The organism is Klebsiella sp. KPN54798 (assembly GCF_021184225.1).
In the GTDB taxonomy this organism is placed as follows: domain Bacteria; phylum Pseudomonadota; class Gammaproteobacteria; order Enterobacterales; family Enterobacteriaceae; genus Klebsiella; species Klebsiella pneumoniae.
This window is the reverse complement of record NZ_CP089234.1, coordinates 4,125,825-4,146,667: the sequence shown is the minus strand read 5'-3', so window position 1 is coordinate 4,146,667 and position 20,843 is coordinate 4,125,825. Positions and strand designations below refer to the sequence as shown.

Sequence of the window (20,843 nt, the reverse complement as noted above, 5' to 3'; positions counted from 1 at the left end):
GGGAATTTGAGTCAAAGCTCCGGTAAATCGATCCCCGGAGATTATGCCTGCGCCAGTCCGGTTTTTTGCTGCATAACCGCCATTACCCCGACCTTGTCCGCCAGATACTGGTTGCGTCCGTTTGCGCGCAGGTTACAGGCGGCGCACTGGCCGCAGCCATCGCCCTTAATGCCGTTGTAGCAGGTGAGGGTTTCCCGGCGCACCAGATCCAGCTGACCCCAGTAGTCGGCGAGCGCCCAGGTCTCGGCTTTATTCAGCCACATCAGCGGCGTCTCAAAGCGAATGTCTTTCGCCATCCCCAGGCTGACGGCGTGGTGCAGCGCTTTGACAAACTCATCGCGGCAGTCCGGGTAGCCGGAGAAGTCGGTCTCGCACACGCCGGTGATGATGGCTTCGGCTTTTACCTGATAGGCGTAGATTGCCGTCAGGGTTAAAAACAGAATATTACGCCCGGGGACAAAGGTGTTGGGAATACCCTCGGCATCAGGCTGATAGTCCGGTACCGGAATGTTATCGCGGGTCAGGCTGCTGACTGCCAGTTCGTTGAGCAGAGTGACGTCCAGCACTTTATGCGCGACGGCGCCCAGTTTCAGGGCGAGTTCGCGCGCAACGTCGATTTCCGCGCGGTGGCGTTGGCCATAATCAAAAGTGACGCAATGCACTTCATCATACTGTTGCAGAGCCTGCACCAGACAGGTGGTTGAATCTTGTCCTCCGCTGAAGACAACTACGGCGCGTTTCATGGCAATTCCTGACTAAATGAATAAAGGCGATATGGTAGCGCCAGACGCCCTCCATCACCAGCTCTCTCACGTCGACGAGGCCGGCAGCCAGGCGCTGGCGAAGTCGAACCAGCCCCGGGCGTTGAGGCGCAGACCATTGACCCCCGGTGGCGCGCTGATCCGATAGTTATACTTGAACAGCGGCGTCATGATGGCGTCTTCCATCAGGCTGTTAAATACGTTGCGCAGCGCATCGTTGCGGCTGCGAGCGTCGGGCTGAGACTGCACCGCGTCTAATGTCGCCTGCAGATGAGCATATTGCGCCCCGGTCAGCAAATTAGGCCACAGCATATCGCAGCGCAGCCACTGTTCCAGGGCGTACTCCGGCGCTTCGCCGATCAGACGGTCGCCCATCATCAGGTCGGCCTGCCCCAGATGCTGGCAGCCTTCCCAGTTTTTAGCGTCGTGGAACAGGAGCGTCAGCTCGCAGCCCAGCAGAGCCAGACGTTGCCTCAGCTGTTCGGCCATCGCATGTAGCTCGACCGGCAGATGATAGAGCAGGGTGAGCCTGGCCGGCAGCGGTACCGCGTTGTTTGCCGGTCCCTGCGGGATGGACCATCCCGGCAGCACCTCATGGCTTGGCGTAATCAGCTCCTCCTCCAGCGGCAGCGTATCCAGTAGCGACGAGTGATGGATTATCGACACCAGCCGCTGGGCCTGCGCTTTGCTAAGCCGAGGGCTGTGGCGCAGGGTCAAATAGCAGAAGCCAAGGCTGATACGGTTGCTGACCTGACGCAGATTATGCAGCTCTTCGCGATCGCCGATGGTGATCTGCACCGGATGGCGGCAGCTGGTGCCGAGATCGCGGTCAAAGAGCTGAGGAGTGATCCAGTACTCCACCGCCTGGATCAGCGGATGCTGCAGGTGGTAGCGGGGATGGTTTTCCAGGCGGACGAGTTCCGGACTAAACCGCTTCAGGCGGAACGGTCCGCAGCCAATGGCCGGATCGTCGGGATGCGCCAGCACGCTGCAGTAGCTGGCGAGGCGGAACGGCAGCCAGTAGTCAGGGCGATGCAGGGTTATTGTTAAACACTGGGCATGGGTGACATCGATACGGCTGATGCTGGCGAAGAGGGTCCGCAAGGCGGGCAGCTCAAGCAGCAGCAGTAACCGCTGTCGCAACTGCGCGGTTTCCACCGTATCGCCATTGTGCCAGCACAGCGTGGAGCGGATATAAAAATGCCAGCGCAGGCCGTCCGGGGAGACCTGCCAGTGGTGCGCCAGATCGCCGATCGGCATATTGTCGCCTTCGTCGAAGCGCGTCAGCCCGGCATAGATTTGTCCGGCCAGATGCTGCTCGGCGCGGCCGGGGAGAAAGCCGGGACGCAGCGGCTCCAGCGGGCGATAGTAAGGAATACGCAGCGTGGGGGTATTGTTTTGCCACTGACCGCCGAGGAAGGGATGGAGCAGGGCTTTCAGCTCCACCGGGGCAAGCTGCGCCAGCTCCAGCGCGGTTTGTTGCTGACCGTTGTTCAGCGCCTGCTCCATCATCTCGTTGCGCAGACTTTCCGGGGTTTTGTGAAATGAGAGCTGTCCGCGTTTGCCGCGCCCGGAGCTGGCCTGCCAGCTTAGCCACCCGGCCTCCTGCGCCTGACGCAGCAGAGTACGGACGTGGCGCTCGCTGCAAAAACAGCGCTCCGCCAGTTCGCCGACGGTGACCTGCTGCGGCGCCCCGGCTGAGGGTTGCCATAGGCGCTGGTATTGATTTAAACGGTGTAAGAGTCGCATGGGGGCCGTCGTCCACCGGGCCGCTGTAAACCCGGAACAATTAATAATATCTATTCACTATTACTTCCGTATATCCCAGGTGATACTGCAACACAAGCGAAGCCCATCACACATCGGGGAATATACCATGGCAAAACTGGCGGCATTTGATATGGACGGCACCCTGCTGATGCCGGACCATCGTCTTGGAGAAAAGACGCTTTCCGCGCTGAAACGGCTGCGTGAGCGCGATATCACCTTGACCTTCGCCACCGGCCGCCATGTGCTGGAGATGCACCATGTGATTGGCGAATTTTCCCTTGATGCATTTCTGATCACCGGCAACGGGACGCGCATCCATTCGCTGGAAGGGGAGGAGCTTTATCGCCAGGATCTCGCTCCCGAAGCGGCGGAAGCGGTGCTGCACGGCAAATGGGATACCCAGGCCAGCATGCACGTCTTTAACGATGGCGGCTGGTTCACCGGCCAGGCAAGGCCTGAATTGTTGCAAGCGCATGTATTCAGCGGCTTTCACTATCAACTGTGCGATCTGAAGCGCATGTCGGCGCAGCATGTCACCAAGATCTGTTTCTGCGGCGATCATGACGATTTGCGCCGTCTGCGGATCCAGCTGAATGAGACGCTGGGCGATCGCGCATTTCTCTGCTTCTCGGCAATGGACTGTCTGGAGGTGCTGCCGGTTGGCTGCAATAAAGGCGCGGCGCTGGCGGTGCTCAGCCAGCATTTAGGCTTCACCCTGCAGGAGTGCATGGCCTTCGGCGATGCGATGAACGACCGCGAGATGCTGGGCAGCGTTGGGCGGGGGTTCATCATGGGCAACGCGATGCCGCAGCTGAAAGCCGAGCTGCCGCATCTGCCGGTAATTGGCGACTGCCGGAATCAGGCAGTCTCCCATTTTTTAACTCATTGGCTGGATAATCCTGATCTTCCTTATTCCCCCGAATAGAGAGACCCTTCCAGCAAGCCAGATAGGCTTCTATCTGGCTTTTTTTATCGCCTTTCGACCAGACCGGCGATCTCCGCCTGCCAGGGCGCAATATCGCCGATATTGTCCGCCACCCACTGCGGGTTGTAATAGCTTTCCAGGTAACGCTCACCGCTGTCGCACAGGAGTGTCACTATCGAGCCGGTGCGACCTTCTTCGCGCATCCGCGCGGCCAGCTGCAATACGCCCCACATATTGGTGCCGGTCGAGGCGCCGACCTTGCGCCCAAGCTGCGTTTCCAGCCACAGGGCGGTGGCTACGCTCGCCGCATCCGGCACGCGCAGCATCTCATCGACAACGTCGGGAATAAACGACGGCTCGACGCGCGGCCGTCCTATGCCTTCAATTTTGCTGCCGACCGGGCTGCGCAGGCTGGCGTCGCGGGTCTGCCAGTAATCGAGGAACACCGAATTCTGCGGATCAACGACCATCAGCTGCGTCTCGTAGCCCTGGCTGCGAATATAGCGGCCAATGGTTGCTGAGGTGCCGCCGGTGCCGGCGCTCATGACGATCCATGACGGCTGCGGGTGCGGCTCATGGCTCATCTGGCGGAAAATACTGTCGGCGATATTGTTGTTGCCGCGCCAGTCGGTGGCCCGCTCGGCGAAGGTAAACTGATCCATATAATGGCCGTTCAGCTCGCGGGCCAGCGTTTCGGAAGCCGCGTAGATTTCGCCGGCGCTCTGCACAAAATGGCAGCGTCCGCCGTAGAACTCGATCTGTTCGATTTTGCGTCTGGCGGTGCAGGAGGGCATCACAGCGATAAACGGCAGCCCCAGCAGGCGGGCGAAATAGGCCTCCGAAACGGCGGTTGACCCTGAGGAGGACTCTATAATTGGCGTGCCTTCTTTGATCCAGCCGTTGCACAAGCCATAGAGAAACAGCGACCGCGCCAGGCGATGCTTCAGGCTGCCGGTGGGGTGGGTGCTTTCATCTTTCAGATACAGGTGGATGCCCGGAAAAGCGGGCAGCGGCAGACGGATCAGGTGCGTGTCGGCGGAGCGCTGATAGTCAGCGTTGATTTCGCTAATGGCATGTTTAACCCAGGCGCTATTCATCGTGATTTCCTGTTTGTCATTTTGTGCCTAGCTTAGCGGAAAGCGCAGGAAAAATTGTTGCCATTTAACCTGTGGATTACCATTATGAGAGCAAAATTTTCTCTGAGGATGCCCAATGCTAGATAAAATTGACCGTAAGCTGCTGGCGCTACTGCAGGAAGATTGCACCCTCTCTTTGCAGGCGCTGGCCGATGCCGTTAATCTGACCACCACGCCCTGCTGGAAACGCCTGAAACGGCTCGAAGATGAGGGTATTCTCCGCGGGCGCGTCGCCCTGTTGGACGCGGAAAAGGTGGGGCTGGGGCTGACGGCGTTCGTCCTGATCAAGACCCAGCATCACAGCAGCGACTGGTACTGTCAGTTCGTGAGCGAAGTGACGCAGATGGCGGAAGTGCTCGGCTTCTGGCGGATGGCGGGGGAGTATGACTACCTGCTACGGGTGCAGGTGGCTGATATGAAACGCTATGACGACTTTTATAAACGTTTAGTGAACAGTGTGCCTGGTCTGTCGGATGTCACTTCGAGTTTTGCCATGGAACAGATAAAATATACCACCGCCTTGCCTGTCGAATAACGGTATTGCGCCGTAACCCATTACAAAATCAGGATTTTATTGCTTGCGATTATTTGCTCAACTCAGCTGGTACTTCCGCCGGGAGTGGCGCCGCTATCTTGGCGCAATTGCCCTGCTGGTCATTATTGCCGTCCTGCAGCTTATTCCACCGAAGGTGGTGGGCATTGTGGTCGACGGCGTGACGCAACAGCATTACACCGCGGAGAAGGTGTGGATGTGGATCGGCGCGCTGGTGCTGATCGCGGTGATGGTCTACCTGCTGCGCTATGTCTGGCGCGTGCTGTTGTTCGGCGCTTCTTACCAGTTGGCGGTTGAGCTGCGGGAAGATTTTTACCGGCAACTGAGCCGCCAGCATCCGGCGTTCTATTTGCGCCATCGCACCGGGGATCTTATCGCCCGCGCCACCAATGACGTGGACCGGGTGGTGTTTGCCGCTGGCGAAGGAGTATTAACCCTCGTGGATTCCCTGGTGATGGGCTGTGCGGTATTGATTGTAATGTCGACGCAGATTAGCTGGCAGCTTACTCTGCTGGCGCTGCTGCCGATGCCGCTGATGGCCCTGGCGATCAAACGCAACGGCGATGCGCTTCACGAACGTTTTCGCGTTGCTCAGGCGGCCTTTTCCAGCCTCAACGATCGCACGCAGGAGAGCCTGACCAGCATCCGCATGATTAAGGCGTTTGGGCTGGAGGATCGCCAGTCGGCGCAGTTTGCTGCCGATGCTGCCGATACCGGCGCGAAAAACATGCGCGTGGCGCGCATTGACGCCCGCTTCGACCCCACCATCTATATCGCCATCGGGGCCGCTAACCTGCTGGCCATCGGCGGCGGCAGCTGGATGGTGATCCACGGCAGCCTGACCCTGGGCCAGCTGACCAGCTTCGTGATGTATCTTGGCCTGATGATCTGGCCGATGCTGGCGCTGGCGTGGATGTTTAACATCGTGGAGCGCGGTAGCGCGGCCTATGGTCGTATCCGCACGATGCTTGAAGAGGCGCCGGCGGTGGATGACGGGACCGAGGCGGTGCCGGCAGGCCGTGGCGTCCTGCAGGTTGCTATTCGCGATTTCATCTATCCGCAGGCGAGCAAACCTTCGCTGGAGCAGGTAAATTTTACTCTCCAGCCGGGGCAAATGCTGGGCATCTGCGGGCCGACGGGCGCCGGCAAAAGCACCATTCTGGCGCTGCTGCAGCGCCATTTTGACGTCACTCACGGCGAGATCCGCTTTCACGATCTGCCGCTGCCGATTCTGCAGCTCGACAGCTGGCGCGCCCGGTTGGCGGTGGTCAATCAGACGCCATTTTTATTCTCCGATACCGTCGCCAATAATATCGCGCTGGGAAAACCGGACGCGACGCAGGCGCAGATTGAGCGGGTTGCACAACTGGCCAGCGTGCATGACGACATTCTGCGTCTGCCTCAGGGCTACGAGACCGAAGTGGGCGAGCGCGGCGTGATGCTCTCCGGCGGTCAGAAACAGCGCATCTCGATTGCTCGCGCCCTGCTGCTGGAGGCCGAAATTTTGATCCTCGACGATGCCTTATCGGCGGTGGATGGCCGCACCGAGCACCAGATCCTGCATAATCTGCGCCAGTGGGGGGAGGGGCGGACGGTCATTATCAGCGCCCACCGCCTGTCGGCGCTCACCGAGGCCAGTGAAATTTTGGTACTGCAGCATGGGCATATTGCCCAGCGCGGCCGCCACGAGGCGCTGGCCGTGCAGCCCGGCTGGTACCGCGACATGTATCGATATCAGCAGCTGGAGGCCGCGCTCGACGAGGTTCCGCAGACGCAAGAGGAGGCCCTGGATGCGTAGCTTTACCGAACTCTGGCCGACGCTTAAACGCCTGCTGGCCTATGGTTCACCGTGGCGCAAGCCGTTGGCCATCGCGGTGGCGATGATGTGGATTGCGGCGGCGGCGGAAGTGAGCGGCCCGCTGCTTATCAGCTATTTCATCGACAACATGGTGGCGAAACATACGCTGCCGCTGAAGCTGGTGGCCGGCCTGGCGGTAGCCTATATCGGCCTGCAGCTGCTGGCGGCGCTCCTGCACTATAACCAGTCGCTGCTGTTTAACCGCGCCGCGGTCGGCGTCGTCCAGCAGTTGCGCAGCGACGTGATGGATGCCGCCCTGCATCAGCCGCTCAGCGAGTTTGATACCCAGCCGGTTGGGCAGCTTATCTCACGGGTAACCAACGATACGGAAGTCATTCGCGATCTGTACGTGACGGTGGTGGCTACGGTACTGCGCAGCGCCGCGCTGATCGGCGCGATGCTGGTGGCGATGTTTAGCCTCGACTGGCGGATGGCGCTGGTGGCGATCGCGATTTTCCCGGCGGTGCTGATCGTGATGATTATCTATCAGCGCTATAGCACGCCGATCGTGCGGCGGGTGCGCGCCTGGCTTGCCGACATCAACGATGGCTTCAACGAAGTGATCAACGGCATGGGCGTCATCCAGCAGTTCCGCCAGCAGGCGCGCTTTGGCGAACGGATGCGCGAGGCCAGCTATGCCCACTATCTGGCGCGGATGCAGACGCTGCGCCTGGACGGTTTTCTGCTGCGCCCGCTGCTGAGCCTTTTTTCCTCGCTGGTGCTGTGCGGGCTGCTGATGCTGTTCGGCTTTAGCGCGGTGGGCACGATCGAGGTTGGGGTCCTGTACGCGTTTATCAGCTATCTTGGACGCCTTAACGAGCCGCTTATCGAGCTGACCACCCAGCAGTCGATGCTGCAGCAGGCGGTGGTCGCCGGCGAGCGCGTTTTCGAGCTGATGGATCGCCCGCGCCAGGCGTGGGGTACGGATGACGCGCCGCTGAGCAGCGGTCGGGTGGAAATTGACCATCTCTCCTTTGCTTACCGGGGGGACCGTCTGGTTCTCCAGGATATCACGCTGGATATTCCCTCCCGCAGCTTCGTGGCGCTGGTCGGACATACCGGCAGCGGAAAGAGTACCCTCGCCAGTCTGATGATGGGCTATTACCCGTTAACCCACGGCGAGATCCGCATCGATGGTCGACCGCTCGCATCCCTCAGCCACAGCGCGTTGCGTCGGGGCATCGCGATGGTGCAACAGGATCCCGTAGTGCTGGCGGATACCTTCTACGCCAACGTCGCGCTGGGCCGGGACATCAGTGAGGCGCAGGTTTGGGAAGCGCTGGAGGCGGTGCAGCTGGCGGCGGTGGCGCGCAGCATGAGCGATGGGCTGTACACCCAACTGGGCGAGCAGGGCAATAATCTCTCCGTCGGGCAGAAGCAGCTGCTGGCGCTGGCTCGCGTGCTGGTGGACGCCCCGCAGGTACTGATTTTGGATGAGGCGACGGCAAACATCGACTCCGGTACCGAGCAGGCGATCCAGCAGGCGCTGGCGAAGGTCCGCCAGCATACCACCCTCGTGGTTATTGCCCATCGGCTGTCGACCATTGTGGAGGCCGATACCATCCTGGTTCTGCATCGAGGTCAGGCTGTCGAGCGGGGCACCCATCAGCAGCTGCTGGCGGCGAAAGGCCGCTACTGGCAGATGTATCAGCTGCAGCTGGCCGGCGAAGAGCTGGCGGCCAGCGCCAGAGAGGAGTCGCTCAGCGCCTGATGCACCACCAGCAGGCAGGGAACGCTGGGCGGCCTGCGATGGTGCAAAAACGTTACATCAAATGCACCGTTGTGGTGCATTTTTGCGCGCCAGGCGCCGTTGCGCAGGATATTGCCTGACCTGTCCCCTGTTTTTTGCCATCAAAGGGCCGCTTTGCGGCCTTTTTTCATTTCTGGCATAGCCCTTGCTTTATATCCATCGTGTTAGCTGCGGCCATTACCGAATACTGACTGGAGGGGACTTATGAAGCTGGTTACCGTGGTAATCAAACCATTCAAATTGGAAGACGTGCGTGAAGCTTTGTCTTCCATCGGCATTCAGGGCCTGACGGTCACTGAAGTCAAAGGATTTGGCCGTCAGAAAGGTCACGCGGAGCTCTACCGCGGCGCCGAGTATAGCGTCAACTTTCTGCCAAAAGTGAAGATTGATGTGGCGATTGCCGACGATCAGCTGGATGAAGTCATCGATGTCATCAGCAAAGCGGCTTACACCGGAAAAATTGGCGACGGCAAAATTTTCGTCGCTGAATTGCAGCGCGTCATTCGCATCCGTACCGGCGAAGCTGACGAAGCGGCACTGTAATTTCCAGACCACACAGTGATGGGGAACGAAACAATGAAAATGGCAACAATGAAATCGGGTCTGGGGGCATTAGCCCTTCTGCCGGGGCTGGCGATGGCCGCGCCTGCGGTGGCGGACAAAGCCGATAACGCGTTTATGATGATTTGCACCGCGCTGGTTCTGTTTATGACTATCCCGGGGATTGCGCTGTTTTACGGCGGCCTGATCCGCGGTAAGAACGTTCTGTCCATGCTGACTCAGGTGATTGTCACCTTTGGCCTGGTCTGCGTATTGTGGGTGATTTATGGCTATACCCTGGCCTTCGGCACCGGCGGCAGCTTCTTCGGCAGCTTTGACTGGGTGATGCTGAAAAATATTGAGCTGAAAGCGCTGATGGGCACCTTCTATCAGTATATCCACGTGGCCTTCCAGGGCTCGTTCGCCTGCATCACCGTCGGGCTGATTGTCGGGGCGCTGGCGGAACGTATTCGTTTCTCCGCGGTACTGATCTTCGTGGTGGTGTGGATGACACTCTCCTACGTGCCGATTGCGCATATGGTTTGGGGCGGCGGTCTGCTGGCGACCCATGGCGCGCTGGACTTCGCCGGCGGCACCGTTGTGCACATCAACGCCGCGGTCGCCGGGCTGGTCGGCGCCTATATGATGGGCAAACGCGTGGGCTTCGGCAAAGAAGCGTTCAAACCGCATAACCTGCCGATGGTGTTCACTGGCACCGCTATCCTCTACGTGGGCTGGTTCGGCTTCAACGCCGGCTCTGCCAGCGCAGCGAATGAAATTGCGGCCCTGGCGTTCGTTAACACCGTCGTGGCGACCGCTGCGGCTATCCTGGCGTGGACCTTTGGCGAATGGGCTCTGCGCGGCAAACCTTCACTGCTGGGCGCCTGCTCCGGGGCAATTGCCGGTCTGGTTGGCGTTACGCCGGCGTGTGGTTATATCGGTGTCGGCGGGGCGCTGATCGTCGGTATCGCCTCGGGCCTGGCGGGTATCTGGGGCGTGACTGCGCTGAAACGCTGGCTGCGTGTGGATGATCCTTGCGACGTCTTCGGCGTTCACGGCGTCTGCGGCATCGTCGGCTGTATCCTGACTGGTATCTTCGCGGCGACTTCTCTGGGCGGCGTCGGTTATGCGGAAGGCGTCACCATGGGCCATCAACTGCTGGTGCAACTGGAAAGTATCGCCATCACCGTGGTCTGGTCCGGCGTTGTGGCGTTCATCGGCTACAAAGTGGCGGATATGACCGTCGGGCTGCGCGTGCCGGAAGAGCAGGAGCGCGAAGGGCTGGACGTCAACAGCCATGGCGAAAACGCCTATAACGCCTGATAAAAAAGCCATTCTCTCCTGATAGCGAAAAGCCTCCCGTCCGGGAGGCTTTTTTTATGCGTTGCGGTTGCGCATCACCCCTTCCTGAACCGTTGAGGCAACCAGCGTGCCATCCTGGGTGTAGAATTCGCCGCGAACGAAGCCGCGGGCGCTGGAGGCCGAGGTGCTTTCGACGCTATAAAGCAGCCATTCATTAATATTAAACGGCCGGTGGAACCACATAGAGTGGTCGATGGTGGCGACCTGCATGCCGGGCTCAAGGAAACCAACGCCGTGCGGCTGCAGCGCCACCGGCAGGAAGTTAAAGTCTGAAGCATAGCCCAGCAGATACTGATGAATACGCAGATCGTCAGGGACGGCGCCGTTGGCGCGCAGCCAGACCTGGCGCACCGGTTCGGCGATATGGCCTTTCATTGGGTTATGAAACTCCACCGGACGGATCTCCAGCGGTTTATCGCAGAGGAATTTGTCTTTCACCTGCGGCGGCAGGAGATGCGCCAGCTTGCGAGCGATATCGGTTTCCGAAGGCAGGCCGTCAGGGGAGGGGGCGGCCGGCATTGCTTTCTGATGCTCATAGCCATTCTCTGGCGCCTGGAAGGAGGCGGTCATATAGAAAATCGGCTTCCCGTTCTGGATGGCGGCGACCCGACGGGCGCTGAAGCTGTTGCCGTCGCGCAGCACCTCCACATCGTAAACGATCGGCTTCTGGCTATCGCCGGGGCGAAGAAAGTAGCTGTGAAACGAATGAACCAGACGCTCAACGGGCACGGTCTCTTTTGCCGCATACAGCGCCTGACCCACTACCTGGCCGCCAAAAACCTGACGTAACCCCAGGTCTTCGCTCTGCCCGCGAAACAACCCTTCCTCAATTTTTTCCAGATCTAATAATGCCAGCAGGTTAGAGAGTGCCTGACTCATACTTATCCTCAATTAACAATAGCGGCGCAGCGCGCGTAATGTGGCCAAGTATAACCTGGAATCGCAAGTGGTCCGATGGGTGTAATAATCTGAATAACGACCAGTTAACAGGAACAAATCTGAGATCTGTGCCACACTTATTGACGACACGAAAGTTCCTGCCGGCGAAGCGGCGGAACATCCTCCTGGGTATTAAGGGATGATAAGGAGAACATCATGAAATTTGCCTATATGTTTAGTGCCTTAGCCGTCGCCGCGACGCTGACCGCCTGTGCTAATCACCACTCGAACAATTCTTCGACGCAGGCGGCCACGCCCGACCCTTACGGTATCGCGACGCTGAGCGTGGCGCAGCAGCAGCCGAGCGTCACGGGGACGATTAATATCCGCCAGAGAATCGCTTTACCGCCGGATGCGGTACTGACGGTGACCCTGTCGGATGCTTCTCTGGCAGATGCGCCAGCCCGCGTATTGTCGCAAAAAGCGGTGCGTACCGAAGGCAAACAGGCGCCATTTAACTTTGCGCTGCCTTACAACCCGGCAGATATTCAACCGAACGCTCGCATTCTGCTAAGCGCGGCGATCACGGTTAACGGCCAGTTGATGTTTATTACCGATACCGTGCAGACGGTAATAAACCAGGGCGGCACTCATGCCGACCTGACGCTGGTTCCGGTCCAGCAGACCGCCGTTCCTGTCGCCCAGTAAGCTCGCTACGCCCCCGGATGGGGGCTTTTTTTTGCCTTCAATAAACCCAGCGATAATGCTGGAGATCGATATGGCCGCTGCCGGAGACCTGCACACCCTCGGCCAGCAGCGCCTGACGCTGCCGCTGTAGATCGGGGCCGGTGAGGGAGATATCGCCATGGCGATTGACCACCCGATGCCATGGCAGGGTGGACCCTTCCGGCAGGCGCTTCAATACGCCGCCCACCTGGCGCGCCGCGCGCGGTGAACCAGCCAGCCGGGCGACCTCGCCGTAGGTCGTGACATACCCTTCCGGTATCGACGCCACGATGTGCCAGACGCGTTGGGGAAATGTGTCGTGCGGAGCCATTTTCTGTCCTGTTACCGGCAAAACGTCAGCATAAGCGCTAAGCCAGGAGCTGTACAGCCGGCCTGGGTCAGGCGGCCTGTTCGACGGTGAACGTCAGAGCGAGGCCGAGGATCTGCATGCCATGGACATTGTCGGAGGCTGAGCTGGCGATGAGACTCTCAAGAAATTTCAACCGCTGCGAAGTGGCGTTGATGATCAGCCTCGCGCGCAGGCCCGGCATGGTTAACGACGAGATAGGGTACACCACCCGACCGCTGATATAGACCGGCAGCTTGCGTAGCTCCACCTGGCGCAGCACGCCGACGGTGGAATAGAGCAGCGCCAGCGGCGTAACCGCCCGCACCGGCGCGGGACTGATGGTCGCGAAGTCGAGCATTTTTTCAGGACGCAGGTAGTTTACGCCCTGAAAGGCGATGGTCATCCCTTCAATAGCAGGTAAAGGCAGAGTGATGGTCTGTGGTGATGAATCAGTCATTCGATTACCGTCGAGACAATGTACTGGTGATAAAAGAGGACGAAGAGGATAAGTATGGTGGATAACCCGGATGTGTGCTGAGCGCGGGCTCGCAATCTCACAGGCTGACCGTGAGTGGCTGGTTTTATTCGCGTTATTGCGCAATAAACCAGCAGGCGGACGGTGTGAGCTTGCAATTCACCAGGTCAGCAGGGATAATGCGCCAGCGCGTTAGGCAACTAACGCTCTCAATGGGGGCTCTGTTGGTTCTCCCGCAACGCTACTCTGTTTACCAGGTCAGGTCCGGAAGGAAGCAGCCAGAGCAGACGACGTGTGTGCCGGGATGTAGCTGGCAGGGCCCCACCCATTTCTCCCGCCTGGTGTTTCCCTTATATTTGTCCGGTTTTTACTCCTGCAATAATTAATTTCTGAGAAAGATCGCATATTAGTTTTTGTTGTTAAAACCCCCTTCTTTTATTCCATAATATTTACTTGTCATAAATCTGAAATACTACTGAAATATTAATGTCATTTGCATGTCATAAATAAAGCGCATCTTACTGATGGGAATTTGTTGCCAGGCTCATGCTGTAAAATATATCTCTGGATCAGCATGTTAACTTCGTGTATTAATTATGATGATTTTATTGCACGGGAAGCGTAGCTATGACCACAGTGGTTTTGAATGTAAAAATTGACGCAGAGCTAAAAGAAAAGTTGCGTCATTATGCGGAAGTTAATAACGAGAACCTGGGAACGGCAACGGAAAAACTGCTGCAGCTGGCTTTTCAGCTGGAGGAGTCAGCAGGTGAGGCGGGGGTGACGGAAGAGGACATTGACAGCCAGCATACCGAAGAGGAAGCGACGCCACTTACCCCTAAAGAAATCAAAGCATTAAGAAAACTTCTGAAGAAGAAAAAATGAAACAACAATTCTCTACAGCCAGCAACTATAGCGAAGCTTGCGATATGTTGCGCTCAGGATACGTAAAACACGTCCGCCTGAACTGGAATATCGGTAGTGATGAGTTCTTTCGCATTGCTTCCGACTGGTGTGACACCGGCGCTAAAATCAAAAAAGATGAAGATGGCTTTATTATTTCCCTGAAAGGGTTTCCTATTCCGCGCCAGCATTAATGAAATTGCCTTCTTTCTGTCATTGGGTTGCCATAACCAGAGGGCAGGATAGCCAGGCAATTTTATAAAAACATCTCATATACCTCATGGATGAAGGTCATTTGACGGGCTGAAGTCAGCCCGTCGCTATTTTCTTATATTATTTTTCGCAAACGTGTATTTTCCTTCTGTTCAGCAAGGCTTTGCCACAGCGGTTGTAGCGTGGAGAAGGCCCGGCGCAATGCTTCATCCGGCAGCGTAAACGGCAGACGTAAATAGCGATCGAACGCCCCTTCCAGCCCAAACCGCGTACCGGTGCCGATATGGATCCCCTGGCTTTCCGCACGCGCAGAGAACAGGGTGGCCAGCATGTCAGGAAGTTCCACCCAAAAAGAGAGCCCACCTTCCGGTGGCGAAAACCGCCAGCGGGGAAAATATTCCGCCATCAGCGTTTCGCACATGTCCCGGCGCGCCTTGAGCATATCCCGCCGCGGCGGCAGCAGTGTGGCGGCATTTTCCAGTAGCCAGCAGCAAGCCAGTTGCTCCAGCAGCGGCGTACCCAAATCCAGCGAATCGCGGGCCTGAATAAGCGAGGCGATGGTCCGTGCGCTGGCGCGGATCCAGCCGATACGTAGTCCCCCCCAGAAGCTTTTCCCGGCCGAACCAATGGTGAGCACCGCGGCATCGGGATTGAAGCTGGCCAGCGGTGGGGCGGCGGCGCGTTATACCAAAGGTCGGCCATGGTCTCGTCGATTACCAGCGTTGTTCGCGTCCTGGCGGCGATGTCCGCAACCCGCTGGCGGGTGGGGCATCCATACAGCGTCCGGTGGGGTTGTGAAAATCCGGCATCAGCCACGCCAGCCGCGGCGCAGTCTGCGCAATAGTCGCCGCCAGTCCATCGCAGTCCCATCCCTGCTGCGGAAGCGCAACCCCGACGGGGCGGCAGGAGGCGCCCTGAATGGCGCTGATGGCCATCGGATAGGTTGGAGCGTCAATAACCACCCGATCGCCCGGCCCGGTGAACAGGCGCAGGATCAGCGCGAAGGCGCTGAGCGCGCCGTTGACCACCATCACCTCATCGGGCCGCGTCGGCAGACCGCGTTCGCTGTAGCGCCGGGCAATCGCCTCCCGCAGCACCGGCAGCCCCTGCTGGTCATAGCCAGTCTGTGCGAGATAGGGCGGCAGCAGGGTCATAGCGTGCTGGAAGGCCTGATGGACCTCCGGCCCGGCGCTGAGGGCGGCGGTAGATAGATTAAGCGTAGATGAGATGCCGGCAGGCAGAGGAAGATCGGCGGGGCGTTCCGGCAAAACAATGCGTGACCCGCTCCCCTGGCGGCTGTAGAGAAAGCCCTCCTCCCGCAACTGGCCGAGGGCGCTGGCGATGGTGGTCCGGCTGACGTTCAGGGCCGCCGCCAGCTCGCGCTCGCCGGGCAGGCGCGTTTGCAGCGTCAGGCGACCATCAAGGATCAGCAGGCGGAGCGCTTCCGCCAGCTGGCGCCATAGCGGCGTGCGTGAGCTGGTCTCCTGCCAGTTGCCGAGCAGGCGTACCAGCGATTGGGTTCCAAAGCGTCGGGCTGACATAGCGATCCACTTTTCCAAAACTGGCCATTAATTATCAGTCCATTTTTGCTGATGATGAGGGCATTCGCAATGATGTTGAGGAAAAAATATGCTTCGTCGCCTGCTGCAGTTATATATTGGTCTGGTGCTTTACGGCGTGTCCACGGCGCTCTTCGTGCATGCCAATCTCGGCGCCGATCCGTGGGATGTTTTCCATCTCGGGGTGGCTAAACAGCTGGGTATCAGTTTCGGTACGGTGATTATCCTGACCGGCGCGGCGGTACTGCTGCTGTGGATCCCGATCCGGCAAATGCCGGGGCTCGGCACGGTGAGCAATGTCATCGTGCTGGGACTAGCGGCGGACGCCACGCTGGCCGTCCTGCCGCCGCTGGAGTCGATGGTGGCGCGCAGTGCGCTGCTGGTAGGAGCGATTGTGCTGAACGCTATCGCTACCGGAATGTATATTGGCGCGGGCTTTGGCCCCGGGCCGCGCGATGGCCTGATGACCGGTCTGCATGCTCGCACTGGTTGGTCACTGCGCGGTATCCGGACGGCGATCGAGCTTTCCGTACTGCTGATTGGCTGGCTGCTGGGGGGCAAATTTGGCGTCGGAACCGTCATCTACGCGCTGTCGATTGGGCCGCTGATCCAGCTGTGCCTACCTTGGTTCAGCCAGCCCGTCAGCCGCAACGCGGTCAGCCCTCCCCGGGAAATAGTCTCCTGAATTAACCCATCGCCCTCTTCATCATGGAGAGGGCCTTTCATCGCTTACAGGCCGCTCAGGCCATGAAGCATCATGTAGATCCCCACCACAATAATCAGTAAGCCTGAGAACCAGGGCGCCTTGCGCGAGAGGTCGTTAAGCCACGGCCAGCGGCGGGTGGCATGTTTAAGGCTCAGGGCGGCGATGGCCCCGGAAGCCACCAGCGTCAGCGCCAGACCAACGCTAAAGCCCAGTACCAGCGTGGCGCCCAGCGAGAATTTCTTCAGCTGTAAACAGATAAGCAGCACGGTAATGGACGCCGGGCAGGGGATCAGCCCGCCGGTCAGGCCAAACAGCACGATCTGCCCGGTCGTCACCTGGCGGCCATCAAAGCGCCGGTTGATCTCCTGAGCATGAGCCCGCTGATGCGCGTCCTGCCACTCCTCCGCCACCAGCGGCGCGGCGGATGAGGACGCATGGTGATGGTCATGGCGGTGATCATGGTCATGGTGGTGATCATGTTCATGGTGGTGCTCATGGTGCGTGTGAGGCTGCGATTCGCGCCAGATGCGCCAGAGTATCCAGCAGGCAATCAGCACAATGACAATCCCTGAGACCAGCTGAAACCAGGGTTCAGAGGTTTGGGCGTTCCAGCCGCGGCCAAACCACAGGCCGGCCATGGCGATCAGCCAGACCACCGCCGTATGCGAAACCGTGGCCGCCAGCCCCAGCAGTACCGCCTGTTTTAAGGTTCCTCGCACCGCCACGATAAAGGCGGCCATCATTGTTTTTGAGTGCCCGGGTTCGAGACCGTGCAGCGCGCCGAGCAGTATTGCGCTGGGTATAAACAGCCAGGCATTGCCCTGCTGCAGAAGGGAAGTGTAATCGTTCATATCGGGATCCTTGCCAAAAGTGCGATTATCCTACTCCCCCCAGTAGTAAAATACTACCCCCCAGTAGATAAAGCGGCTAATAAAAAGGATCATGGTATGCTGGCAGGCGTTGCTGACCACGCAGGTCGGTAATCCCGGACAGAATGAAACGGTGGATCGTGCAATGTCACATACAGTTCGACACAAAAAGATGTTACTGACCCGGCTGAAGAAAATTCAGGGGCAGAGTACCGCGTTAGAGAAAATGCTTAATCGCGAGCATGAGTGCGCTGAAATATTACAGCAGCTGGCGGCGATCCGCGGCGCGGTCAACGGCATGATGCTGCAGGTTATTCAGGGGCATCTTACCGACCATGTGGTGAAAGAGCCTGACGAGACGCAGCGCGAAGCGGATCTGGAGACGGTGATGCAGGTGATTAAATCCTATCTGAAGTAGCGCCCCCTGACGTTCCGCTCAAGCCACCCGCCGCTTAATGCGCATGGAGGTTATGCTCTGCCCACAGAATGAACTGCTCTTTTGGCAGCGCTTTGCTGTAAAGCCACCCCTGGGCGTACTGAACGCCGTGCTGGCGCAGCCAGTCGCGCTGGCTTTCGGTTTCCACCCCTTCGGCGACGGTGGCCAGATTGAGCGCTTTGGCCATTTCAATAATGTGCGGCGTCAGCGGCCGGTACTCGAGGGTATCGACAAAAGATTTATCGATTTTCAGCGTGTCGACGTCCAGTTTCTGCAGATAGCTCAGGCTGGAGTAGCCGGTGCCAAAGTCATCAATCGAGATCCGATGCCCGGCCTGACGGTAGTGAGCGATCACCGGCATGGTGGTCTCCGGGTCGACAAACCCGCGCTCGGTGATTTCAAGGATGATCTGTTCGGCGGCGATCCCCCAGTGCTGCAGCTGATCGTGCAACAACATCGGTAGGGTGGGCGAGCGTAAATCATCTACCGACAGGTTGATGGAGATGTGCACTTCCGGCCGCTGCCGCAGCCAGGGGCCGAGATCGGCAAAAATTTTCCTGACGATATCTTCCGTCAGCTGCGTGATGAGCCCGGTCTGCTCGGCCAGAGGAATAAAAATATCCGGCGATAAAAAGGTGCCGTCGGGTTGCTGCCAGCGGGCCAGCGCCTCGGCCCCGGCGATTTTCCCGTCCTGCAACGAGATTATCGGCTGATAGTGAACCTGAATCGCTTCGGAGTTGAGGGCGTCCAGCATGCTGTTGCGCGGTGAGCGCAGGTGCCTTAGCAGACGCAGCAGCAGCCAGGTGGCGAGCAGGCTGGTGAAAATGCCGGCAGGGAGCCAGAAGAACAGCTGCTGTCGAATGCGCTGCTGCAGCGGCAAGGTTGAAGACCAGGTTACGATGCCAGAGCCCAGCTCGGGAATGCGCTGGATCCGGTAGACTGTGTTATCCAGAGTAAGCATATCCACATGCGGATCTTTAATGCGTTGCCAGACTTTCGCCGGCAGCGGCTGACTGCTGATCACCATTTTCTGGTGGTCCAGGCCAAACAGCATGGTATGGATCTTCTCTTCGCTGGCGGGAACGACATCAATAAAGGAGACGGGGTCGATCATCACCATGTGCTGCCGGCTGCCCATGGCCGTCATCTGATGATCGAGGCCAAGATCGTTAATTGAGGTCAGCCAGGTGCGATAGCCGTCGGGGGCAATGTGGTCCGGCGGGGGGAAGGTGACCGCGACGCTATGGTCTTCCAGGGAGGAGCATTGCGGCACGGAATCACGCAGCCAGAGCACTTCCTGAATGTAGCGATGGGTATAGGCGATGCGGCGGAGCGTAAGCAGATGTTCAGGGCTACAGGAGGCGGCGGTGTGTGCGTCAGCCTCTCGTAACGCTTCCCGGGCCTGGTCGGCAACCTGCAGCGTCCGAACGACGATACGGTTGGAATAGTCATCCAGTTCACGATAGAACTGCATTTTGGCCTGCCGCGCCGCCTGCCAGATGCTGAGTGAAATGGGCAGGATGATGGCCAGTATCAGCACTCCTGTAAACAGCGCCATCAGATGCCGGGTCCTCATGCCTGTGTCCTTATCGTTCGCCGGGTGTCATCAGTATATGCGAAAGATAATTCGGGCGCAGCGGGAGAAAACGCGTCGTTTGGGGAAAAAGCCGGCATCACAACAGGCTGCGATGCCGGGAGAGAAGGATGATTCCGATGTAGCAGAATAAAAATGAGGGTGTGAATGCCGGGCAGGGTGTGTTCCGGCATTCAGTCGCAGCATACGCTGCGCAGATGACAGCAATATGTTAGCTAGTGTGCATCCGGAGCCGGGATATCAGCGCTGATGCGCAGGTCGTTCTCATCAAACACCATGCAGAAGCGCTCATCGAAAGCCAGCTTAATTTTCTGCCAGGGGCGGAAATGGACGTCGCCGGGCAGCAGAACCTTGACGTTGTCGTGGCCGTAGCACTGGCCGAACAGATAGGTATTGTTGCCCAGACGCTCCACCACTTCACATTGAAACTCCACCACGGTACCGGTGGCGACTTCCGGGGTGAGGTGCTCCGGCCGGATCCCCAGCGTCACCGCAGCGCCGGGCTTCAGCGGCTGGGTGGCGATATTCAGGGCCAGCTGATGGTCCTGCGCGAGGGTGACCGTTAAGCGTTCCGGCTGCCAGTCGCTGACGATAGCCGGCAGAAAGTTCATCTTCGGCGAGCCGATAAAGCCGGCGACGAATTTGTTGACCGGATTGTAGTACAGCGCCATCGGCGAACCCATTTGTTCGACTTTCCCGTAGTTCATGACCACGATTTTATCGGCCAGCGTCATCGCCTCCACCTGATCGTGCGTGACATACACCATAGTGGTCTTCAGCTCCTGGTGCAGACGGGCAATATGCAGGCGCATATCGACGCGCAGCTCCGCATCAAGGTTAGAGAGCGGCTCATCGAACATAAACACCCGGGGATTACGCACGATCGCCCGGCCAATGGCCACGCGCTGCCGCTGGCCGCCAGAGAGCTGCTTCGGTTTACGATCCAGCAGGTGCGAGAGCTGCAGCGTTTTAGCCACCATTTCCACCTGGCGACGGATCTCCGTTTTCGGCACTTTATTCACCTTCAGCCCGTAGCCCATGTTCTCTGCCACCGTCATGTGCGGATAGAGCGCATAGGACTGGAAGACCATCGCCACGCCGCGGCGGGCGGGCACGACATCATTCATCACCTCATCGCCGATCAGTACTTCTCCTTCGCTGACCTCTTCCAGCCCGGCAATCATGCGCAGTAGCGTCGATTTTCCACAACCGGAAGGGCCGACGAAGACGGCAAACTCGCCATCTTCAATATCGAGATTGACCTGGTGCAGCGTCACCGTGCTGCCGAACCTTTTGGTGACATTCCTCAGTCGTATATTGGACATCCACATTCCCCGGAGTGAGTAGCTGTTATTTGCCGTTGGCTTATCGCTATGTTGAGTGTGATTTGTATTACGTGTAACAAATCGATGTGACGATGTTCAACAGCAGTAAAATCATGCCCTGACTATAACTTCCGCGGATTTTGCGCCATACAGG

At 58.6% G+C, this 20,843-nt stretch carries 20 protein-coding genes, 1 other RNA gene and 1 pseudogene; 12 read left to right on the top strand and 10 right to left on the bottom strand.

Going from position 1 to position 20,843, the window contains the following annotated elements; all coding sequences use genetic code 11:
* Positions 1–41 precede the first annotated feature (41 nt).
* A complete protein-coding gene (queC, locus tag LPQ25_RS19955) occupies positions 42–743 on the bottom strand; it encodes a 7-cyano-7-deazaguanine synthase QueC (RefSeq protein ID WP_012737507.1) in 702 nt (233 codons plus the stop codon).
* Positions 744–809: 66 nt separating this feature from the next.
* Positions 810–2,510, bottom strand: a complete 1,701-nt coding sequence (locus LPQ25_RS19950; protein WP_012737508.1) for an SgrR family transcriptional regulator — start codon at positions 2,508–2,510, stop codon at positions 810–812.
* 127 nt (positions 2,511–2,637) lie between these two features.
* Between LPQ25_RS19950 and cof the strand changes: the two genes are divergently transcribed.
* Positions 2,638–3,456 carry an HMP-PP phosphatase gene (gene cof, locus LPQ25_RS19945; protein WP_004151335.1) on the top strand — a complete coding sequence of 273 codons (819 nt, stop codon included), beginning with the start codon at positions 2,638–2,640 and terminating at the stop codon, positions 3,454–3,456.
* A gap of 44 nt (positions 3,457–3,500) precedes the next feature.
* On the opposite strand, the gene LPQ25_RS19940 is transcribed toward cof, so the two are convergent.
* On the bottom strand, positions 3,501–4,553 hold the full coding sequence (locus LPQ25_RS19940) for a PLP-dependent cysteine synthase family protein (RefSeq protein WP_009307943.1): 1,053 nt from the start codon (positions 4,551–4,553) through the stop codon (positions 3,501–3,503).
* A gap of 115 nt (positions 4,554–4,668) precedes the next feature.
* Here LPQ25_RS19940 and LPQ25_RS19935 point away from each other — a divergent pair, with 115 nt between their 5' ends.
* The 5 genes from LPQ25_RS19935 to amtB all read left to right on the top strand — a co-directional run bounded on the left by LPQ25_RS19935 (position 4,669) and on the right by amtB (position 10,616).
* The gene (locus tag LPQ25_RS19935) at positions 4,669–5,127 is read left to right on the top strand and encodes an Lrp/AsnC family transcriptional regulator (RefSeq protein ID WP_002891873.1); all 459 of its coding nucleotides are present in this window, start codon (positions 4,669–4,671) and stop codon (positions 5,125–5,127) included.
* Between the two features lie 43 nt (positions 5,128–5,170).
* Positions 5,171–6,943: a SmdA family multidrug ABC transporter permease/ATP-binding protein gene (locus LPQ25_RS19930; RefSeq protein ID WP_004147344.1), complete on the top strand. Its 1,773-nt coding sequence runs from the start codon at positions 5,171–5,173 to the stop codon at positions 6,941–6,943.
* Positions 6,936–8,714 carry a SmdB family multidrug efflux ABC transporter permease/ATP-binding protein gene (locus tag LPQ25_RS19925; RefSeq protein WP_014907976.1) on the top strand — a complete coding sequence of 593 codons (1,779 nt, stop codon included), beginning with the start codon at positions 6,936–6,938 and terminating at the stop codon, positions 8,712–8,714. The genes LPQ25_RS19930 and LPQ25_RS19925 overlap by 8 nt, the downstream gene beginning before the upstream one ends.
* 243 nt (positions 8,715–8,957) lie before the next feature.
* Positions 8,958–9,296, top strand: a complete 339-nt coding sequence (gene glnK, locus LPQ25_RS19920; protein WP_002891893.1) for a P-II family nitrogen regulator — start codon at positions 8,958–8,960, stop codon at positions 9,294–9,296.
* 33 nt (positions 9,297–9,329) lie between these two features.
* A complete protein-coding gene (gene amtB / locus LPQ25_RS19915) occupies positions 9,330–10,616 on the top strand; it encodes an ammonium transporter AmtB (RefSeq protein WP_004152876.1) in 1,287 nt (428 codons plus the stop codon).
* A 54-nt stretch (positions 10,617–10,670) separates the two neighbouring features.
* Here amtB and tesB read toward each other — a convergent pair whose 3' ends face one another.
* Positions 10,671–11,534, bottom strand: coding sequence for an acyl-CoA thioesterase II (gene tesB, locus LPQ25_RS19910; protein ID WP_002891899.1), 864 nt, complete (start codon positions 11,532–11,534; stop codon positions 10,671–10,673).
* A 216-nt stretch (positions 11,535–11,750) separates the two neighbouring features.
* On the opposite strand from tesB, the gene LPQ25_RS19905 reads away from it, so the two are divergent.
* The gene (locus LPQ25_RS19905) at positions 11,751–12,242 is read left to right on the top strand and encodes a YbaY family lipoprotein (protein ID WP_012737511.1); all 492 of its coding nucleotides are present in this window, start codon (positions 11,751–11,753) and stop codon (positions 12,240–12,242) included.
* Between the two features lie 37 nt (positions 12,243–12,279).
* Here LPQ25_RS19905 and LPQ25_RS19900 read toward each other — a convergent pair whose 3' ends face one another.
* Both LPQ25_RS19900 and LPQ25_RS19895 read right to left on the bottom strand, forming a co-directional pair.
* On the bottom strand, positions 12,280–12,591 hold the full coding sequence (locus tag LPQ25_RS19900; RefSeq protein WP_004142687.1) for an MGMT family protein: 312 nt from the start codon (positions 12,589–12,591) through the stop codon (positions 12,280–12,282).
* A 67-nt stretch (positions 12,592–12,658) separates the two neighbouring features.
* Entirely contained in the window at positions 12,659–13,066 is a 408-nt protein-coding gene (locus LPQ25_RS19895) for a dTDP-glucose pyrophosphorylase (RefSeq protein WP_004178755.1), read from the bottom strand.
* A gap of 240 nt (positions 13,067–13,306) precedes the next feature.
* Between LPQ25_RS19895 and ffs the strand changes: the two genes are divergently transcribed.
* The 3 genes from ffs to LPQ25_RS19880 all read left to right on the top strand — a co-directional run bounded on the left by ffs (position 13,307) and on the right by LPQ25_RS19880 (position 14,181).
* Positions 13,307–13,403, top strand: an RNA gene (gene ffs, locus LPQ25_RS19890) — signal recognition particle sRNA small type.
* A gap of 308 nt (positions 13,404–13,711) precedes the next feature.
* Complete coding sequence (locus tag LPQ25_RS19885) at positions 13,712–13,969, top strand: hypothetical protein (protein ID WP_002891977.1); 258 nt, start codon at positions 13,712–13,714, stop codon at positions 13,967–13,969.
* Complete coding sequence (locus tag LPQ25_RS19880) at positions 13,966–14,181, top strand: hypothetical protein (protein WP_004142688.1); 216 nt, start codon at positions 13,966–13,968, stop codon at positions 14,179–14,181. Before LPQ25_RS19885 ends, LPQ25_RS19880 begins: the two co-directional genes overlap by 4 nt.
* 134 nt (positions 14,182–14,315) lie before the next feature.
* Here the strand turns inward: LPQ25_RS19880 and yczR are convergent.
* Positions 14,316–15,741 (bottom strand): annotated as a pseudogene (gene yczR / locus LPQ25_RS19875) (MocR-like transcription factor YczR).
* An 88-nt stretch (positions 15,742–15,829) separates the two neighbouring features.
* Between yczR and yczE the strand changes: the two are divergent.
* Positions 15,830–16,444, top strand: a complete 615-nt coding sequence (gene yczE, locus LPQ25_RS19870) for a membrane protein YczE (protein ID WP_004177248.1) — start codon at positions 15,830–15,832, stop codon at positions 16,442–16,444.
* Positions 16,445–16,488: 44 nt separating this feature from the next.
* Here yczE and LPQ25_RS19865 read toward each other — a convergent pair whose 3' ends face one another.
* Positions 16,489–17,316 carry a nickel/cobalt efflux protein RcnA gene (locus tag LPQ25_RS19865; RefSeq protein ID WP_012737513.1) on the bottom strand — a complete coding sequence of 276 codons (828 nt, stop codon included), beginning with the start codon at positions 17,314–17,316 and terminating at the stop codon, positions 16,489–16,491.
* A 163-nt stretch (positions 17,317–17,479) separates the two neighbouring features.
* Here LPQ25_RS19865 and LPQ25_RS19860 point away from each other — a divergent pair, with 163 nt between their 5' ends.
* Positions 17,480–17,752, top strand: coding sequence for a metal/formaldehyde-sensitive transcriptional repressor (locus LPQ25_RS19860; RefSeq protein WP_002891985.1), 273 nt, complete (start codon positions 17,480–17,482; stop codon positions 17,750–17,752).
* Between the two features lie 34 nt (positions 17,753–17,786).
* On the opposite strand, the gene LPQ25_RS19855 is transcribed toward LPQ25_RS19860, so the two are convergent.
* Both LPQ25_RS19855 and LPQ25_RS19850 read right to left on the bottom strand, forming a co-directional pair.
* Complete coding sequence (locus tag LPQ25_RS19855; protein WP_012737514.1) at positions 17,787–19,346, bottom strand: EAL domain-containing protein; 1,560 nt, start codon at positions 19,344–19,346, stop codon at positions 17,787–17,789.
* A gap of 233 nt (positions 19,347–19,579) precedes the next feature.
* Complete coding sequence (locus tag LPQ25_RS19850; protein WP_004178760.1) at positions 19,580–20,689, bottom strand: ABC transporter ATP-binding protein; 1,110 nt, start codon at positions 20,687–20,689, stop codon at positions 19,580–19,582.
* Positions 20,690–20,843: the final 154 nt, after the last annotated feature.

What these genes read in the sequence shown, in the direction of transcription:
- LPQ25_RS19885 (WP_002891977.1), top strand. Translation starts at nt 13,712, where the DNA reads ATGACCACAGTGGTTTTGAATGTAAAAATTGACGCAGAGCTAAAAGAA.
- LPQ25_RS19880 (WP_004142688.1), top strand. Translation starts at nt 13,966, where the DNA reads ATGAAACAACAATTCTCTACAGCCAGCAACTATAGCGAAGCTTGCGAT.
- queC (WP_012737507.1), bottom strand. Translation starts at nt 743, where the DNA reads ATGAAACGCGCCGTAGTTGTCTTCAGCGGAGGACAAGATTCAACCACC.
- LPQ25_RS19900 (WP_004142687.1), bottom strand. Translation starts at nt 12,591, where the DNA reads ATGGCTCCGCACGACACATTTCCCCAACGCGTCTGGCACATCGTGGCG.
- amtB (WP_004152876.1), top strand. Translation starts at nt 9,330, where the DNA reads ATGAAAATGGCAACAATGAAATCGGGTCTGGGGGCATTAGCCCTTCTG.
- LPQ25_RS19935 (WP_002891873.1), top strand. Translation starts at nt 4,669, where the DNA reads ATGCTAGATAAAATTGACCGTAAGCTGCTGGCGCTACTGCAGGAAGAT.
- cof (WP_004151335.1), top strand. Translation starts at nt 2,638, where the DNA reads ATGGCAAAACTGGCGGCATTTGATATGGACGGCACCCTGCTGATGCCG.
- LPQ25_RS19895 (WP_004178755.1), bottom strand. Translation starts at nt 13,066, where the DNA reads ATGACTGATTCATCACCACAGACCATCACTCTGCCTTTACCTGCTATT.
- LPQ25_RS19950 (WP_012737508.1), bottom strand. Translation starts at nt 2,510, where the DNA reads ATGCGACTCTTACACCGTTTAAATCAATACCAGCGCCTATGGCAACCC.
- glnK (WP_002891893.1), top strand. Translation starts at nt 8,958, where the DNA reads ATGAAGCTGGTTACCGTGGTAATCAAACCATTCAAATTGGAAGACGTG.
- tesB (WP_002891899.1), bottom strand. Translation starts at nt 11,534, where the DNA reads ATGAGTCAGGCACTCTCTAACCTGCTGGCATTATTAGATCTGGAAAAA.
- LPQ25_RS19850 (WP_004178760.1), bottom strand. Translation starts at nt 20,689, where the DNA reads ATGTCCAATATACGACTGAGGAATGTCACCAAAAGGTTCGGCAGCACG.
- LPQ25_RS19865 (WP_012737513.1), bottom strand. Translation starts at nt 17,316, where the DNA reads ATGAACGATTACACTTCCCTTCTGCAGCAGGGCAATGCCTGGCTGTTT.
- LPQ25_RS19905 (WP_012737511.1), top strand. Translation starts at nt 11,751, where the DNA reads ATGAAATTTGCCTATATGTTTAGTGCCTTAGCCGTCGCCGCGACGCTG.
- LPQ25_RS19860 (WP_002891985.1), top strand. Translation starts at nt 17,480, where the DNA reads ATGTCACATACAGTTCGACACAAAAAGATGTTACTGACCCGGCTGAAG.
- LPQ25_RS19925 (WP_014907976.1), top strand. Translation starts at nt 6,936, where the DNA reads ATGCGTAGCTTTACCGAACTCTGGCCGACGCTTAAACGCCTGCTGGCC.
- LPQ25_RS19855 (WP_012737514.1), bottom strand. Translation starts at nt 19,346, where the DNA reads ATGAGGACCCGGCATCTGATGGCGCTGTTTACAGGAGTGCTGATACTG.
- yczE (WP_004177248.1), top strand. Translation starts at nt 15,830, where the DNA reads ATGCTTCGTCGCCTGCTGCAGTTATATATTGGTCTGGTGCTTTACGGC.
- LPQ25_RS19940 (WP_009307943.1), bottom strand. Translation starts at nt 4,553, where the DNA reads ATGAATAGCGCCTGGGTTAAACATGCCATTAGCGAAATCAACGCTGAC.